Genomic DNA, 16,400 nt, shown 5'->3' with positions numbered 1-16,400 from the left:
ACATATTTTTTTATAATTGAATAGATTTAATTCGTAAATTTAAACTTTACTTATTCTTAATTTTGATTAATAAGAATTTAACTTAAAGCCATTTATAACAGCCTAAATATGATATTGTTGTTATAAATTTCAATTGTTTTTATGAATTTACAAAAATTAAAAGTCGCATTGGTAGACGACGATGAAGACGATCGTTTTCTATTTAAAGAAGCAATAGATCAAATTCATATTAAAACAGAATTGTCTATGTTTGAAAACGGACAAAAGTTTATGGATTTTTTACTATTACCTAAAACCACTTTACCGCAAGTGGTCTTTTTGGATTTAAACATGCCTGTAAAAAACGGACTAGAGTGTTTACAAGAAATTCGTAAAACAAATCATCTTAAAGATTTATCTGTCGCCATATATTCCACCTCGTCATCTGAAACAGATATAGATGAAACCTTTATAAATGGTGCTAATATTTACATTAACAAACCTAATGATTTTAGTAAACTAAAATCGGTTATAGAGAAAGTGCTTCAAATAAATTGGCAGTACAACACCTCTAACCTTAATAAAGAAAATTTTATAATGCGTTTGTAATTCCTTCGTATTAAACTCAAAAAATAGTCGCTCACACTAGCCCAAATGTTAACAAAAGTTAATATTTGGGCTTTTTGCATTCAAAACACGTAATAGTAATACTTTGAAAAACAGTCGATTAACCCTAAAATCGTAAAATTATATAACACTATCTAAAAATTCTGTAAGACGTAACCTTTTCAATTTATCGAATTTTGGAGTATCAATAACCAAAATACTATTTCAAAATATGAAACCGACTTCTAATCAAAATGCACGTGTGGGAAAAGTGATGAAGCCATCACATTTTAAAATGTTCAACTTAAATAGCATGATAAATAGAATTGACCATTCTAACCATTCAATTATATCTGGACTTAAAACTAAGTAGATATAAATATATACAGTGTAACCAGCAAAAAAAAAATCAATCACCTTTTTTATTAACTCAATTAAGAATCTTATGAAAACTTTACATATAAAATCAACTTCAGCACGTAAAATGATTAATGACCTTCAAGAACATATTGGAGGAACAACCACATCGTTAAACCAAGAATATGTTTTAACAGTAGATAATGATTTAGCTTACGGAAGTATTACGGCCGTGAGTATTAAAAAAAGTATTACTTATATTGCATTCGATATTGAATTTAAAAAAGACTTTAGATTAGTAAATACCATTCTAAAATCTTCTCCTATATATTTCACATATTGTTCTGAGGGACAAGTGGAACACAGTTTTTCTGTAACTGGAAAAACAAATACGTTAGATGCGTTTCAAACAGCTATTTTAAGAAGTAAGGAAACCGTGAATAACGTGTATCATTTTGAAAAAGATATACTATTTAAATTTTCAACGGTTGTTGTAAGTACAGATGATGTATCACTTGCTAACAATGATTTAAACGCTAAATTAAACGAACTTTTCACCACTAAAAACGATACAGAACATTTCGCCTATTTTGGATCTTATAACTTAAAGATTTCTGAAAAAATTAAACAATTAGAAGCCATTAAACAACAAGGTGTAGTTAGACGTTTACTTGTTGAAAGTACAGTACAAACCATTTTGGCTTTAGAAATTCAACAACATACAGATGATCTTGAAGTCGCTAGAAACACTTTTGGATCACTTTGTAAGGACGAAATGGAAACGGTTAAAGATGTTTCTCAGTTTATTACAAACTATCCAGAAAAACAATATACTTTAAAATATTTAAGCACCAAATCGGGCTTAACACCTTCAAAATTACAAGAAGGATTCAAATTATTACACGACAGAACAGTAACGGATTTTATTAGAAACGTACGTGTAGAAACTGCAGAAAACCTAATTAAAACAACAGATTTAAACATCTCTGAGATTGTGTATACTGTTGGATTAACTAGCAGAAGTTATTTCTCTAAAATCTTTAAAGAAAAATATAACTGTAGTCCAAAACAATATCAGGACAATCAAAATTCGTTAGCTGCAACAGCATAACTTATATATAAAAAATCGCCCATGTGAATTATTACATGGGCGATTTTGTGTTTTATAATGTCTCAATTACACATTATAAAAGAACAATAAAAAAAGCGATCATCTAAATAAGATGATCGCTTTTTTATAATATATAGATAAAGTTCTTTCTAACTATTCATAGAAATTAAGAACTCTTCATTATTTTTTGTTTTCTTAAATCTATCATTGATAAATTCCATCGCTTCAACTGGGTTCATATCTGCTAAATATTTACGCATAATCCACATACGTTGTATTGTGGTTTCATCTAATAAAATATCGTCACGACGCGTACTTGATGAAATTAAATCGATAGCAGGGAAAATTCTACGGTTAGCAATACGTCTGTCTAATTGCAGTTCCATGTTACCTGTACCTTTAAATTCTTCAAAGATAACTTCGTCCATTTTAGATCCTGTATCTGTAAGAGCTGTAGCAATTATAGATAACGATCCGCCATTTTCAATATTACGAGCTGCACCAAAGAAACGTTTTGGTTTGTGTAAAGCATTTGCATCTACACCACCACTTAATATTTTACCAGAAGCAGGCTGCACAGTGTTATACGCACGTGCTAAACGTGTAATAGAGTCTAAAAGTATTACTACATCGTGACCACATTCTACCAAACGTTTTGCTTTTTCTAGCACTATGTTAGCTATTTTCACGTGCTCATGTGCTTCTTTATCGAATGTAGATGCTACAACCTCACCACGTACATTACGTTGCATGTCTGTAACCTCTTCAGGACGTTCATCTATTAATAAAATAATTTGATACACTTCTGGGTGATTCGCAGCAATCGCATTTGCAATGTCTTTTAACAACATTGTTTTACCTGTTTTAGGTTGCGACACAATCATACCACGTTGACCCTTACCTATTGGACAAAATAAATCCATGATACGTGTAGAAATCGTACTTTGCTTTTCGGCTAAAATAAATTTCTCTTGAGGAAATAATGGTGTTAAGTGTTCAAAAGAGACACGGTCTCTAACCACATTAGGGTTCTGACCGTTAATTTTACTCACTTTAATTAAAGGGAAATATTTTTCACCTTCTTTAGGTGGTCTCACTTGACCAAGAACAGTATCTCCAGTTTTTAATCCGAACAAACGAATTTGAGATTGCGACACATAAATATCATCTGGAGATGATAAATAGTTATAGTCAGACGATCTTAAAAAGCCATAACCATCTTGCATAATATCTAAAACACCTTCACTTTCAATAATCGCATCGAACTCATATTCTGGTTCTCTGTAACGGTTTCTAGTATCTTTGTTCCCGTTATTAGAAGGATGCTGGTTTCCATTAGACTTATTATTTTGTCTAGGGTTCGGACCATCTTTCTTTTGATTTGGATTTTCTCTTTTTGGACGATTAGGCTGATTCTCTTTTTTGGGAGTGTTTGGTGCTTTATCATCTTTACTCACAGTAGCCGGTTTATCTTCCTTAGCTTGTGGCGATTTTGAAGCCACAGGTCTTGGATTAGGTTTTCTGGCTGGAGCAGGTTGTTTTTTTACAGGAGCTGCTTTTGGCACTTCTTTTGGTATGTCTTTGTCTTCAGGAACAGAAGCTACTTCAGGTTTTGTATTTGTATTTTTTACAGCTTTAGCAGGAACACGTTTTTTAACACGCTCGCGCTTTGGTTTAGGCGCTTCTTCTTGAGGAGCCACAGTAGCTTTTACTTCTGTTTTTGCTTCAATAACTGCCTTAGGGTTAGCCGCTTGATGATCTAATACTTGATAGACTAGATCTAGTTTTTTAAGAGTACGAAACTTTGGGATATTTAATTTTTTTGCAATTTCCTGTAATTCAGGAAGCTTCATTTCTTTTAATTGAGTGATTTCAAACATTGATGTTCAATTGAATATTTGATTAGAATTTAAATATTGAATTATTCTGAAGAAAATATGATCTTATTCTGAAGAATTAACAATCTAAAACAAAGAGTGTTGTACATTGTTATTGCAATTATACAACTTTTATTTTAATAAATTATATAAATATTCTCAAAGAAACTCCTATTTTTGCTGTCTAGTTTATAAAAAACGAATGATACAACGTATACAAACTATATACCTTCTTTTAACCGCTATTGTAAGTGGCGGACTTATATTTGTGTTTAATTTATGGACCAATACAGAAGGAGCTTTAGTATATGCTACAGACAACTTATTAAGCCTAGGCTTATTTTTAGGATCTGCTTTGCTGGCGTTAGTATCTCTATTTATGTACTCAAATAGAAAGCTTCAATTTGTATTGGGGCGTCTAAACATCATATTAAACTTTTTTTTAATAGTGTTTTTCGTGTATCAATCTCTAAACTTATCTGGAGAAACTAACGTTTCAGAGAAAGGTATTGGGATGTTCCTTCCTATTATTTCTATCGTGTTATTAGTGTTAGCTAATAAGGCCATTAAGAAGGATGAAGATCTTGTAAAATCTGTAGATAGATTACGTTAAACCTTATATCTTAGTAGTATTAGTGCGTGTAAAAAACCCGAAGGTTGTGCTTCGGGTTTTTATTTTTTAAACTCGATAACTTCTAAGTCTTTAATTTCTGCCCCCTCTATAGTGAATCGCAACATGGTTCGTACTTTATGAAATCCATGTTTACCAATTGCACCAGGATTCATATGTAATAATTTCAACTTTTTATCGGGCATAACTTTTAAAATATGCGAGTGTCCACAAATAAACAGTTTTGGCGGATTGGCTTTAATCTCGTCTTTTACACGAATATTATAGCGGTTAGGATAGCCTCCAATATGCGTAATCCAAACATCTACACCTTCGCACATAAACCTGTTATGTTCTGGAAATACTCGTCGTACTTGCGCATCGTCTATATTACCATATACAGCTCGTAAAGGTTTTAGCGCTTCAATAGCATCTGTAACCTTTAAATCGCCTATATCACCTGCGTGCCAAACCTCATCAGCTTGTTTTACATATTTCAAGACATCATCATCTATATAGCTATGTGTATCTGAAAGTAAAAGGATTTTTGTCATTAAGAGAATATTGTGAGTTCAAACTAGTAAAACTAATTATCTTTGTAGATTCAATAACAAAAATACGATTATTCTTGAGATATTTTTTAGAACTTTCTTATAACGGAAAAGCCTATCACGGTTGGCAAAATCAGCCCAATGCCATTTCTGTACAAGAGGTTATTGAGACGGCTTTATCTGTAATTTTAAAACAGAAAATTGCCATTATGGGAGCGGGAAGAACAGATACAGGTGTACACGCCAAACAAATGTTCGCACATTTTGATTTTGAAGACACCTTTAATAGCGAAGAATTACAATATAAGTTAAACTCTTATTTGCCTAAAGATGTGGCTATACACCGCATTTTTAAAGTTAAAGCAGATGCACACACCCGATTTCATGCGACAAGCAGAACGTATTTATATCGCATTGCACTTCAAAAAAATGTATTTAATTTTGAAGAAGCTTATTGGGTAAAACCAAAACTGAATGTTGAACATATGAAAACTGCTGCAAATTTATTATTAGCATATAAAGATTTTCAGTGTTTTTCTAAAAGCAATACCGATGTAAAAACATATAATTGTGATATTATGGCGGTGCATTTAGAAGTTGTAGATACAGAATTACATTTTACCATTACAGCAGATAGGTTTTTAAGAAACATGGTGCGCGCCATAGTAGGCACGTTAATAAATGTAGGTTTAAACAAACTTGATGTTGAAGATATTCATCGCATTATCTCATCAAAAAGCAGAAGCGAAGCTGGGTATTCTGTACCCGCAAAAGGCTTGTATTTAACCCACATTACTTACCCAGAATCGATAATATTATAAATGGATAACACAAAAAAAAATAGTATAGATTTAAGTTTGTTTAAACGTCTTTTAGAGTATATAAAACCCTACAACAAAGTCTTTATTGGTGTCTTTATATCTGTAGTGTTATTAGCCATATTTGGCGCACTAAGACCCTATATTTTACAACAAGCCATAGATAATAATATTTCGACTAAAACACTTGAAGGTTTCTTTCCTTACATATTAGTTATGTTAGCGCTTTTAGTTTTCGAAGTCTCGTTTCAGCTTATTTTCATTTACTATTCCGGTTGGTTAGGTCAAAGTGTGGTAAAAGATATTCGTGTAAAATTGTTTAACCATATGCTTCGTTTTAAAATGAAGTATTATGACAATTCTTCTGTTGGTGTTTTAATTACACGTTCTGTAACCGACATGGAGCGTATTGCTGATATTTTTGGAGAAGGTTTATTCATGATTTTTAGAGACTCGTTAACCATGGTTGTTGTGGCCGGCGTTATGGTTTTTATAAATTGGAAATTAAGTTTAATTGTCTTCTTAATGTTACCGTTGGTTTTATATGCGACCCGTATTTTTCAGAAATACATGAAAAAAGCTTTCGAAGAAGTGCGTACAGAAATATCGAACCTGAATTCTTTTGTACAAGAACGAGTGACTGGAATGAAGATTCTTCAATTATTTACAAGAGAAGATACCGAATACAAACACTTTAAAGCTATAAACGAACGTCATAAAAAAGGATGGTTAAAAACGGTGTGGTACAACTCGATCTTCTTCCCTATCGCAGAACTTTCTGGATCTATTACTATTGGTTTAGTGGCTTGGTATGGAGGCTTAGATGCGGTAATGCATAACTCTTCTTCTTTAGGAGATTTAACCGCATTTGTGATGATGATTCCAATGTTATTTAGACCCTTAAGACAAATTGCCGATAAGTTTAACACCTTCCAGATGGGAATGGTTGCAGCCACCAGAGTCTTTAAAGTGATAGACACTAAATCGCAAATAGATGATACAGGTACACTAATTGCCAATCAGTTTAAAGGCGATATTATATTTAAAAATGTACGTTTCAGCTATATTGAAAACGAGGTAGTTTTAAAAGACATTTCGCTAGATGTTAAAGCAGGGCAAACCGTAGCAATTGTTGGTGCTACAGGTGCTGGAAAATCTACAATAATCAATTTATTAAATCGTTTTTACGAGATTGATAAAGGCAAAATTTTGATAGATTCTAAAGACATAAAAACATTCTCTTTAGTGTCTTTACGATCTCAAATTGCCGTAGTACTGCAAGACGTATTTTTGTTTGCAGACACTATTTTAAATAATATTACATTAAATAATCCCGACATTACTGAAGCCCAAGTTATTCAAGCCGCCAAAGATATAGGTGTACACGATTTTATTTCGAGCCTGCCTAATGGTTATAACTACAACGTTAAAGAACGTGGTGTCATGCTATCTTCTGGTCAGCGTCAATTAATTTCATTTTTACGTGCTTACGTAACCAATCCTAGTATTTTAGTGCTAGATGAAGCAACATCTTCTGTAGATTCCTATTCAGAACAACTCATACAAACTGCGACAGATAAAATTACAAAAGGAAGAACATCTATAGTAATTGCTCACCGATTAGCCACGATTATTAAAGCCGATAAAATTATTGTTATGGATGCTGGAGAAATTGTAGAACAAGGCACACATAGCGAATTACTTAAAACAGAAAATGGCTATTATAAAAATTTATACGAAGTACAGTTTATGAAAGAAATCTCTGCTTAAACCAGATCTTCTTTAATAATACCTTTGAGCTCTTCAATAGAGTTAAACATGATAAACTCTCCATTTTTAAAATAAGAAATTTGCCCAGTCTCTTCACTCACCACTAAGGCTAGCGCATCAGTTTTTTCACAAACACCAACAGCCGCCCTATGACGTAACCCAAAGCGCTGTGGTAAATTTTTATCGTTATTTACGGGTAATATTACACGTGTAGCTTTTACAATATTCTCTGCTATAATAATAGCTCCATCGTGTAACGGACTATTTTTAAAGAAAATACTTTCTATAATAGGCTCGGTAACCGTAATATTCATTTCGTCTCCGGTTTGAGCTAAAAAATCGAGGTTGTTATTTCGCTCAAAAACAATTAAAGCCCCAGTATTTGTAGAAGCCATTTTAGTACATGCCGAAAGAATAGCATCTACATCTGTACTATTATTACTTTCTGTTTGAAGAAATTTTAATTGTTTAAACAAATGACCACTTTTGCTAAAATTTGTAGATCCAATCATTAATAAAAACTTACGTAATTCTTGCTGAAATACCACAATCAAGGCAAACATCCCCACACTTATAAATCCGCCAAGAATATTACTTAACAGCTGCATATGTAAGGCTTCTGTAACCTTCCAAATAATGTAAATAATTACAATACCTATAAAAATATTTATGGCCACAGTCCCTTTTACTAATTTGTAAACATAGTAAAGTAACAGTGCTACGAGAAAGACATCTATAATGTCTATTAGTGTAAATTTTAAAAGGTCTCTAAAGATTTCCAAAGGACTATTTTTTATAAATGTAACAATCTATGATTTGTAAATAAACTCGTTTGTATGTATTAATACAGCTGTATTTTTAACTGTTAAAAGTAAATCTTTTATGTGTAAATACTCCTGAAAACTCAATTGATTTTCAAAATTTAAAACAAAAACATGTCCCTGGTTTGGAGCCGTTTTTAAACGATTTACAAATGCATCAACTGTTAATTGCTTCTCTTGGAACGTAACGTCATTTCTATTAAAAGTTAAAACTTCAGCCTGATCATCTAAAGTCTTTACATAAGCCTCTATTGTAGTATTTACATGATAATGAACTTTTGTAAACTCTATAAAACGTAAATTCTTTACCTCGGGATTAAATGCCGTAAAATAATTCTTTACCCCTTTCTTTTTATGAGATGCATTTCGCTTTTTTTCTTGTAAACCAATAACTACTGGAATAGCTTGCTGTAACGTTAAACGTTTATCTATGTTAACCAACCAATTGGTAGTACTAATTAAATTTTGCTTGTTTAACTCTACACTATCTTCTGCTTTTGTATTATAAAAAATATATGCCGGAGACACATCTAAAACCTCCTTGATCTCCGAATGTTGTATCTCTGCTAGTTGCAATTCCTTATCGCTTCCACAAGACAAACACAGGCTTAATATTAAAATAATTAATAATGGTTTCATATTATTGTTTTAGGGCATTTACAAGCGTTATACACTCCATGGCGGCTTTAACATCATGCACTCTTAGAATAGAAGCGCCTTTCTGCAAGCTAATGGTATTAATGACTGTGGTGCCATTTAAAGCATCTTGTGGCGATATTTCCAAGGTTTTATAAATCATAGATTTTCGAGAAGCACCAACCAACATGGGTAAATCTGCAATTTGTAAAAGTTCTAATTCGTCTAACAATTCAAAGTTTTGCTGCAAGGTTTTTGAGAATCCAAATCCTGGATCTATAATAATATCTATAATCCCATGTTGTTTTGCTAGAGCGATACGTTCAGAAAAATAAAATAATAGCTCTTTTATTAAATCTTTATAATTAGTGTGTTGCTGCATGGTTTGAGGTGTACCCAACATATGCATCATGATGTATGGTACTTTTAACTTGCCTACCGTCTCTAACATTAACGGATCTAACTGTCCTGCAGAAATATCGTTTATTAGAGCTGCTCCAGCTTCAATACAAAGCTTAGCGACACCACTTCTAAACGTATCTACAGATATTATTACATCTGGAAACGTTTTTATAAGTAGCTCTAAAACAGGTAAAATACGCGCTAATTCTTCAGATTCACTTACATGATCTGCATTAGGTCTGGAACTGTATGCACCAACATCTATAAACGTAGCACCTTCATCAAGCATCTGCTTCACCTGAGCAATAATATCAGCTTCATTTTTATAACTTCCACCATCGTAAAAAGAATCTGGAGTTAGATTTAAAATTCCCATCACACTTGGGGAAGAGATATCGATAAGTTGGCCTTTGCAGTTTATTGTTTTATTCAAAACAGATTAGAAATGTTTAAAGTTTGTTATTCCATTAAATTGTGCGAAATTTACGGAAAATTCAATTCAATATATGCAAGATACCTCAAAACAATACGACGCTGTAATAACCATCTGTAGAAGTTTATTTATAAACAAGATGAAAGATTATGGTTGTGCTTGGCGTATTTTAAGACTTCCATCTTTAACCGATCAAATTTTTATAAAAGCACAACGTATACGAGGATTACAAGAAAATGATGTTAGAAAAGTTGATGAAGATGAAATTTCTGAATTTATAGGTGTTATAAACTATTGCATTATGGCATTAATTCAGTTAGATAAAGGTGTGGCTACGCAACCTGATTTAAGTACACTTGAAGCCACAGACCTTTACGATGATAAAATAGCGAAAACCAAGCAATTAATGATGGATAAAAACCATGATTATGGAGAAGCTTGGCGAGATATGCGTGTAAGCTCTTTAACCGATTTAATTCTTCAGAAATTACTTCGCGTGAAACAAATTGAAGATAATAAAGGTAAAACATTGGTTAGCGAAGGCATAGATGCTAATTACCAAGATATGATTAATTATTCTGTATTTGCTTTAATTCATTTAAACGCAAAATAATATAAAAAGAACGCAACATCCCCTATAATAGCAGATCTCATTTTCATGAAAAAGATAGTAAGTATTAGTAGAATTTTAGTTGGTGTATTATTCATCATATCAGGTTTAATTAAACTAAACGACCCTATTGGGTTTTCCTTTAAACTAGAAGAATACTTTAGTGCCGCAGTGCTTAATCTTACGGCTTTAGAACCTTATGCCTTAGTTATTTCTATTCTAGTGGTTATTTTTGAAGTCCTCTTGGGTATTTTTTTACTTATTGGATACAAAGCAAAATTTACAGTTTGGAGTCTACTACTCATGATTTTGTTTTTTACGTTCCTGACCTTCTACTCTGCCTATTTTAATAAAGTAACAGATTGTGGTTGTTTTGGAGATGCTATTAAACTAACACCTTGGCAAACCTTCTCTAAAGACATTGTTTTACTTATCCTGATTCTAATAATATTTTCTGGCATACGTTTCATAAAACCCGTATTTAGCACATTCCAAACCACAGTTTTAGCTTTGTTTGGATTTATTGGTTGCTTGTGGTTTGGATATCACGTCCTAATGCATTTACCAACCATAGATTTTAGACCTTATAAAGTAGGCGCTAATTTATGGGATAATATGATTGTACCAGAAGATGCACCGAAAGCAGATATAGACTATATGTGGACTTTTAATATTAATGGTGAAGAAAAAGTAATCACAACTAAAGGATCTTACCCTACGGTTGATGGCGAGTTTATTAGTGTGGATACCAAAGAGATTGATCCTGGTTATGTGGCACCTATTCACGATTTTTCAATAGAACGTGATGGAGAAGATTTTACTGAAGCCATTTTACACGACGACCATGTGGTATTACTCATTGCTTACAGTCTAGAAAAATCGGAATCTTTAGGACTAAAAGCCATTAAAAATGTTGCAGACAAAGCGAGTGAAAACGGCTATAAAGTGATCGGACTTACTGCTTCAGGTCACGAGATTCAAGATAAATTGAAAGCAGAATATCATTTTAATTTCGATTTTTACTTCTCAGACGAAACCGCTTTAAAAACCATAGTGCGTTCTAATCCCGGTGTATTAATATTAGATAAAGGAACGGTAATACAAAAAGTACACTGGAACGATGTAGACGATTTAAATCTAATTAAAGTGAATTAATCTATAAGCTGTGTTAAACTACATTCTAAATAAATTGTTTTATGCATTACTAACATTGTTTGGGGTAGTTACAGTTATCTTTTTTTTATTTAATGTCTTACCAGGAGATCCCGCACAAATGATGTTGGGCCAGAATGAAGACAGCGAGCAACTAGCCATTATTAAACAAAAATATGGCTTCGATAAACCACTAGCCGTCCAATTTGGATATTATGTTAACGATTTATCTCCGCTCTCGTTTCATTCATCAAATCCAAAAGATTATACCTTTTTAAGTCTTGGTAAATATACTGCCATTTCGCTTTTTAATATAAGCAACACTCAAGTCGTTTTAAAAGCGCCTTATTTACGAGAATCTTTTACTAAACAAGGAAAAAAAGTAAGCAGTGTTTTAGCAGAGACTTTACCAAATACATTTATTCTAGCCGTATCGGCCATTATAATAGCGATAATTATAGGTGTTGTTTTAGGAGTCGTTTCGGCCTTATACAAAGACACCTTTTTAGATAAAAGCATACAATTTATAAGTACTATTGGTATGAGTGTACCATCCTTTTTTAGCGCCATTTTATTCGCTTGGGTTTTTGGATATCTACTTCATAAATACACGCATTTAGAAATGACAGGAAGTTTATACGAACTAGACGATTTCGGAGAAGCTATGCATTTACAATGGAAAAACTTAATACTTCCCGCAATTGTCTTAGGAATTCGTCCGTTGGCTGTAGTGATTCAACTCATGAGAAATTCGTTATTAGAAATTTTCAATCAAGATTTTATAAGAACAGCCAGAGCCAAAGGCTTAACCGAATATCAGATTATAAAAAAGCATGCGATAAAGAATGCTTTAAATCCTGTTGTTACTGCTATATCGGGTTGGTTTGCATCCATGCTAGCAGGTGCAGTATTCGTAGAATATGTATTTGGATGGAATGGCTTAGGAAAAGAAATAGTAAACGCTTTAAATACTCTAGATTTACCGGTTATTATGGGTTCGGTGCTAATTATAGCGCTTTTGTTCATAATAATCAATATTTTTGTAGATATCATATATGCTTGGTTAGATCCAAAAGTAAAACTTCAATAATTTATTAATAGAAACAAACTATGAGAAAGAACATCGTTGCAGGAAATTGGAAAATGAACAATGATTTATCACAAACCGAAACATTGTTAACAGCACTGAAAAACAAAACAATAACATCTGATGCAGAAGTTATGGTAGCACCAACTTTTACAAACCTCTGGTCTGCTTTTAATACTTTAAAAGATAATGCTATTGAAGTTGTTGCTCAAAACATGCACTTTGCAGAAAACGGAGCCTACACTGGTGAGATTAGCGCTAGTATGTTAAAAAGCGTAGGAATTAACACTGTGATTTTAGGACATAGTGAGCGTCGTGCTTATTTTAACGAAACAGACGAATTATTAGCTAAAAAAGTAGATGCCGCTTTAGCAAACGACATGCGTGTAATTTTCTGTTTTGGTGAAGAATTAGCCGATAGAAAATCTGAAAATCACGAAGCTGTTGTAGGTAGTCAAATTACAAATGCACTGTTTCATTTAGAAGCTTCGGCCTTTAAAAACATTGTATTAGCTTACGAACCTGTTTGGGCTATTGGAACAGGAGAAACTGCTAGTCCAGAACAAGCGCAAGACATGCATGCGTTTATTAGAAAAACTTTAGCCGATAAATATGGTGCTGATGTAGCAGATAGTGTATCTATCTTATACGGAGGAAGTGTAAAACCAGGAAATGCTCAAGAAATTTTCTCTAAACCAGATGTAGATGGTGGTTTAATTGGAGGAGCTGCTCTAAATGCAGACGATTTCTTTGCTATTGTAAATGCATTTTAATTATAAAAATATATTGTAATAAAAAAGGCTGTCTTGGTTAAGACAGCCTTTTAATTTTATATCCCTATTTCGACTTGAAAACGCAAGTACCAACTGTCGGTATCTATAGTATTTAACGTAAAATCTGTTTTCGTTAATTCTGCCTGAAGTTTCAAACTGTGTTCCCAAATGTATTTGGTAACCCCTACACTATATTGATTTGTTTCCGGCATAACTATATCTACATCCTTGTTTGGTTTCTGATTAGAATAGCGTGCGATAATTTCATAATTATTTGAAAAAATATAACTCAACTGGGTGTCATATCCTTCACCTGCTACTACATAACGAAACTCACTAGTATTTTCCGGATTATAGGTAATCGGATTATCTGCCATACGTTTCATATACGCGGTTTGAAATGCCCAACCATTATATTTCACTATAGCATCAAACAACAGCGACGTTAAATCGCGTTGATCAAATAACTCCGAGCCCAAAGTACCACGTGTTCTACGTGCACCTTCGTTGTAATGATACACTCCAGAAAGCATTAATTTAGGTGTTTGCTCACGAGCGATATCTCCTTCAAAAAAAGTTCCATTATCTGTAAACGCACCAAACGGATAAAGTTCTAAACGGGCCGTATATGCCAATCCAGTTTCTGGTAATTTGGTCCAATTCCGTCCTTCACCTGTAGAAATCGCTGTTTTTATATTGTAAGAAAATATTTCTGGTTTTTCATTCAAATAATACACTTGCAACCCAAAATCACGATCTATATTAAAACTCGCATTATTTATAGTACGATCTGTTAGTTGTAAGGCTCCAGAAGAGTTTATACGCTGTCTGTTACCTGGTAATTTAGTTTGCCCGAAACCAATATTCCAATGTGCGTTAGGGCGATAAAACACCACCGCATCACGAATTATATTTATATTATCGCCATCTTCTATAACTCCTACATCTCCAGGAGCAAAAGATAATTGCACAACATACACAAATTTAGGATCACCCACATAGCCATCAAACTTTAAACGCATACGTCTCACCATCGCTTCCACACCATTTTTATCTGTTTCAGATTCCAGGTAAGTCGCACGATTTTGCATTCTAAAACGAATATTAAGTTTAAAAATACTATCTGGAGACGTTAAACCTACACCTTTCCCGAAAGAATAATATGGTAAAGCCGCCAACCTAATATCATTGTCGTTTTGTGCTTTAGATGTCAAACCAAAAGCAAGCAATACTAAGGCAATAATAATTTTATTCATGTTAGTCTTATTTTAGTACAAAATTAACAGTATCTGCGTAATACTTAGTAAATTTGACAAAAAAATAAATGGCAGAAATATATATAGGTTACGATTTTAATGTAGCGCCTTTACAACCCGGTGTAGAAATATTAATTGCTGAACTTGGCTATGCAGGATTTGAGAGTTTTGTAGAAACTGAAACAGGCGTAACAGCATACATTCAGAAGGAAGAATGGCGCGAAGATATTCTTGAAGACATACAGATTCTTGATTCCGAAGAATTTGAAATCACGTTTACTTTTGAAGATATTGAACAAACCAATTGGAATGAAGAATGGGAAAAAAACTTTAACCCAATAGTTGTAGACGATGTATGTGCCGTTCGAGCACCATTTCATGAAAAATTCGACACCAAATACGATATTATTATCGAACCAAAAATGAGTTTTGGAACGGGACATCATGAAACCACTCACATGATGATTCAGCATATTTTAAAAACAGATTTTGAAGGCAAAACAGTTTTAGATATGGGTTGCGGGACTGGCGTTTTAGCCATTTTAGCAGAATTTAAAGGTGCAAAACAATTAGATGCTATAGATATAGATAATTGGTGCTACTTAAACAGTTTAGAAAACGTAGAACGTAATCAGTGTAAAAACATTACGGTTTATGAAGGCGAAGCATCTTTATTAGCAGGAAAAAGCTACGATATTATTATTGCTAATATTAATAGAAACATTCTTTTAAACGATATTAAAACCTATGCATCTTGCCTAAATACTAACGGCGCATTGTTTTTAAGTGGGTTTTATAACGACGATATTCCTACAATTGAAGCAGAATGCACTAAAAATATGTTAAAAATTAGCGAAAAATTAGAACGAAATAATTGGGTTGCTCTAAAATTTTTAAATTAGTAGAAAAGTAAAACAGATGAGCACTAAGGAAGAAGTACTAGAAGAGGTTCTCGTTGAAACCGATACAAAAAAAGAAAATGAAAATGAGATTGTGCTATATAATGATGAAGTAAACACCTTCGATCATGTTATAGATACACTTATTGCAGCTTGCGAACACACACCAGAGCAAGCAGAGCAATGTTCTATAATTGTACACTACAAAGGAAAATGCACAGTTAAAACAGGTCCGTATAAAGATTTAGAGCCACGTTGCTCTAAATTATTAGATGCTGGTTTAAGTGCAGAAATAGTTTAATTCCTCACACAAAACTCATATTTAAGGACTTAAATTCTGTTTGAATACACAAAATGAATTTAGCTCAAAAAAAAACAAAAAAACCTAAGAATATATTTGGTAAACATTATGAAACCTCATATATTTGCACCCACAAAAAAGGCCTCGTGGCGCAACTGAATAGCGCACTTGATTACGGCTCAAGAGGTTACTGGTTTGAATCCAGTCGAGGTCACTACTGTTTATAAGGGTTTCAAGAAATTGAAACCCTTTTTTTATTTATCGTATTCACACTATTTTCACACTTTTCTATAATTAAGGCTATTCACTTTAAAATATTTTATTTGTTTTAAATGTGCATTTACTACACTT

The 16,400-nt window shown here is 32.9% G+C and carries 17 protein-coding genes and 1 tRNA gene; 12 read left to right on the top strand and 6 right to left on the bottom strand.

The window, feature by feature from the left end; translation table 11 throughout:
* Positions 1-141: 141 nt before the first annotated feature.
* A complete protein-coding gene (locus tag AST99_RS00675; protein WP_057778080.1) occupies positions 142-588 on the top strand; it encodes a response regulator in 447 nt (148 codons plus the stop codon).
* 442 nt (positions 589-1,030) lie between these two features.
* Complete coding sequence (locus AST99_RS00670) at positions 1,031-2,053, top strand: helix-turn-helix domain-containing protein (protein WP_057778078.1); 1,023 nt, start codon at positions 1,031-1,033, stop codon at positions 2,051-2,053.
* A 149-nt stretch (positions 2,054-2,202) separates the two neighbouring features.
* Here AST99_RS00670 and rho read toward each other — a convergent pair whose 3' ends face one another.
* The gene (gene rho / locus AST99_RS00665; protein WP_057778076.1) at positions 2,203-3,933 is read right to left on the bottom strand and encodes a transcription termination factor Rho; all 1,731 of its coding nucleotides are present in this window, start codon (positions 3,931-3,933) and stop codon (positions 2,203-2,205) included.
* Between the two features lie 199 nt (positions 3,934-4,132).
* Between rho and AST99_RS00660 the strand changes: the two genes are divergently transcribed.
* A complete protein-coding gene (locus AST99_RS00660; RefSeq protein ID WP_057778074.1) occupies positions 4,133-4,543 on the top strand; it encodes a DUF4293 domain-containing protein in 411 nt (136 codons plus the stop codon).
* Positions 4,544-4,602: 59 nt separating this feature from the next.
* Here AST99_RS00660 and AST99_RS00655 read toward each other — a convergent pair whose 3' ends face one another.
* A complete protein-coding gene (locus tag AST99_RS00655; RefSeq protein ID WP_057778071.1) occupies positions 4,603-5,094 on the bottom strand; it encodes a metallophosphoesterase family protein in 492 nt (163 codons plus the stop codon).
* A 74-nt stretch (positions 5,095-5,168) separates the two neighbouring features.
* Between AST99_RS00655 and truA the strand changes: the two genes are divergently transcribed.
* Both truA and AST99_RS00645 read left to right on the top strand, forming a co-directional pair.
* Entirely contained in the window at positions 5,169-5,912 is a 744-nt protein-coding gene (gene truA, locus AST99_RS00650) for a tRNA pseudouridine(38-40) synthase TruA (protein ID WP_057778069.1), read from the top strand.
* Positions 5,913-7,679 carry an ABC transporter ATP-binding protein gene (locus AST99_RS00645; protein ID WP_057778067.1) on the top strand — a complete coding sequence of 589 codons (1,767 nt, stop codon included), beginning with the start codon at positions 5,913-5,915 and terminating at the stop codon, positions 7,677-7,679.
* Here AST99_RS00645 and AST99_RS00640 read toward each other — a convergent pair.
* The 3 genes from AST99_RS00640 to folP are packed head-to-tail and all read right to left on the bottom strand — an operon-like array spanning position 7,676 to position 9,914.
* Entirely contained in the window at positions 7,676-8,461 is a 786-nt protein-coding gene (locus AST99_RS00640; RefSeq protein ID WP_057778065.1) for a diadenylate cyclase, read from the bottom strand. The two genes, AST99_RS00645 and AST99_RS00640, sit on opposite strands and share 4 nt — an antisense overlap.
* 27 nt (positions 8,462-8,488) lie before the next feature.
* Complete coding sequence (locus AST99_RS00635) at positions 8,489-9,139, bottom strand: hypothetical protein (protein ID WP_057778063.1); 651 nt, start codon at positions 9,137-9,139, stop codon at positions 8,489-8,491.
* A 1-nt stretch (position 9,140) separates the two neighbouring features.
* Entirely contained in the window at positions 9,141-9,914 is a 774-nt protein-coding gene (folP, locus tag AST99_RS00630) for a dihydropteroate synthase (protein WP_057778061.1), read from the bottom strand.
* A 130-nt stretch (positions 9,915-10,044) separates the two neighbouring features.
* Between folP and AST99_RS00625 the strand changes: the two genes are divergently transcribed.
* The 4 genes from AST99_RS00625 to tpiA are packed head-to-tail and all read left to right on the top strand — an operon-like array spanning position 10,045 to position 13,593.
* Positions 10,045-10,584 carry a DUF1599 domain-containing protein gene (locus AST99_RS00625; protein WP_057778059.1) on the top strand — a complete coding sequence of 180 codons (540 nt, stop codon included), beginning with the start codon at positions 10,045-10,047 and terminating at the stop codon, positions 10,582-10,584.
* A gap of 45 nt (positions 10,585-10,629) precedes the next feature.
* Positions 10,630-11,736: a BT_3928 family protein gene (locus AST99_RS00620; RefSeq protein ID WP_057778057.1), complete on the top strand. Its 1,107-nt coding sequence runs from the start codon at positions 10,630-10,632 to the stop codon at positions 11,734-11,736.
* A 10-nt stretch (positions 11,737-11,746) separates the two neighbouring features.
* Positions 11,747-12,823: an ABC transporter permease gene (locus AST99_RS00615; protein WP_057778056.1), complete on the top strand. Its 1,077-nt coding sequence runs from the start codon at positions 11,747-11,749 to the stop codon at positions 12,821-12,823.
* A 20-nt stretch (positions 12,824-12,843) separates the two neighbouring features.
* Positions 12,844-13,593, top strand: a complete 750-nt coding sequence (gene tpiA / locus AST99_RS00610) for a triose-phosphate isomerase (protein WP_057778054.1) — start codon at positions 12,844-12,846, stop codon at positions 13,591-13,593.
* 56 nt (positions 13,594-13,649) lie between these two features.
* Here the strand turns inward: tpiA and AST99_RS00605 are convergent, their stop codons facing one another.
* Positions 13,650-14,849, bottom strand: a complete 1,200-nt coding sequence (locus AST99_RS00605; protein ID WP_057778051.1) for a porin — start codon at positions 14,847-14,849, stop codon at positions 13,650-13,652.
* A gap of 68 nt (positions 14,850-14,917) precedes the next feature.
* Here AST99_RS00605 and prmA point away from each other — a divergent pair, with 68 nt between their 5' ends.
* The 3 genes from prmA (at position 14,918) to AST99_RS00590 (ending at position 16,263) form a co-directional block, all read left to right on the top strand.
* A complete protein-coding gene (gene prmA, locus AST99_RS00600; protein WP_057778049.1) occupies positions 14,918-15,751 on the top strand; it encodes a 50S ribosomal protein L11 methyltransferase in 834 nt (277 codons plus the stop codon).
* Positions 15,752-15,767: 16 nt separating this feature from the next.
* A complete protein-coding gene (locus AST99_RS00595) occupies positions 15,768-16,049 on the top strand; it encodes an ATP-dependent Clp protease adaptor ClpS (protein ID WP_057778047.1) in 282 nt (93 codons plus the stop codon).
* Between the two features lie 140 nt (positions 16,050-16,189).
* A tRNA-Arg gene (locus AST99_RS00590) sits at positions 16,190-16,263 on the top strand.
* Positions 16,264-16,400: the final 137 nt, after the last annotated feature.

The organism is Formosa algae, assembly GCF_001439665.1.
Classification (GTDB): domain Bacteria; phylum Bacteroidota; class Bacteroidia; order Flavobacteriales; family Flavobacteriaceae; genus Formosa; species Formosa algae.
Note: the sequence above shows the minus strand (reverse complement) of the source record. Positions and strands in the feature narration are given on the sequence as shown.

What these genes read in the sequence shown, in the direction of transcription:
- AST99_RS00675 (WP_057778080.1), top strand. Translation starts at nt 142, where the DNA reads ATGAATTTACAAAAATTAAAAGTCGCATTGGTAGACGACGATGAAGAC.
- AST99_RS00670 (WP_057778078.1), top strand. Translation starts at nt 1,031, where the DNA reads ATGAAAACTTTACATATAAAATCAACTTCAGCACGTAAAATGATTAAT.
- rho (WP_057778076.1), bottom strand. Translation starts at nt 3,933, where the DNA reads ATGTTTGAAATCACTCAATTAAAAGAAATGAAGCTTCCTGAATTACAG.
- AST99_RS00660 (WP_057778074.1), top strand. Translation starts at nt 4,133, where the DNA reads ATGATACAACGTATACAAACTATATACCTTCTTTTAACCGCTATTGTA.
- AST99_RS00655 (WP_057778071.1), bottom strand. Translation starts at nt 5,094, where the DNA reads ATGACAAAAATCCTTTTACTTTCAGATACACATAGCTATATAGATGAT.
- AST99_RS00645 (WP_057778067.1), top strand. Translation starts at nt 5,913, where the DNA reads ATGGATAACACAAAAAAAAATAGTATAGATTTAAGTTTGTTTAAACGT.
- AST99_RS00635 (WP_057778063.1), bottom strand. Translation starts at nt 9,139, where the DNA reads ATGAAACCATTATTAATTATTTTAATATTAAGCCTGTGTTTGTCTTGT.
- folP (WP_057778061.1), bottom strand. Translation starts at nt 9,914, where the DNA reads ATGGGAATTTTAAATCTAACTCCAGATTCTTTTTACGATGGTGGAAGT.
- AST99_RS00625 (WP_057778059.1), top strand. Translation starts at nt 10,045, where the DNA reads ATGCAAGATACCTCAAAACAATACGACGCTGTAATAACCATCTGTAGA.
- AST99_RS00620 (WP_057778057.1), top strand. Translation starts at nt 10,630, where the DNA reads ATGAAAAAGATAGTAAGTATTAGTAGAATTTTAGTTGGTGTATTATTC.
- tpiA (WP_057778054.1), top strand. Translation starts at nt 12,844, where the DNA reads ATGAGAAAGAACATCGTTGCAGGAAATTGGAAAATGAACAATGATTTA.
- AST99_RS00605 (WP_057778051.1), bottom strand. Translation starts at nt 14,849, where the DNA reads ATGAATAAAATTATTATTGCCTTAGTATTGCTTGCTTTTGGTTTGACA.
- prmA (WP_057778049.1), top strand. Translation starts at nt 14,918, where the DNA reads ATGGCAGAAATATATATAGGTTACGATTTTAATGTAGCGCCTTTACAA.
- AST99_RS00595 (WP_057778047.1), top strand. Translation starts at nt 15,768, where the DNA reads ATGAGCACTAAGGAAGAAGTACTAGAAGAGGTTCTCGTTGAAACCGAT.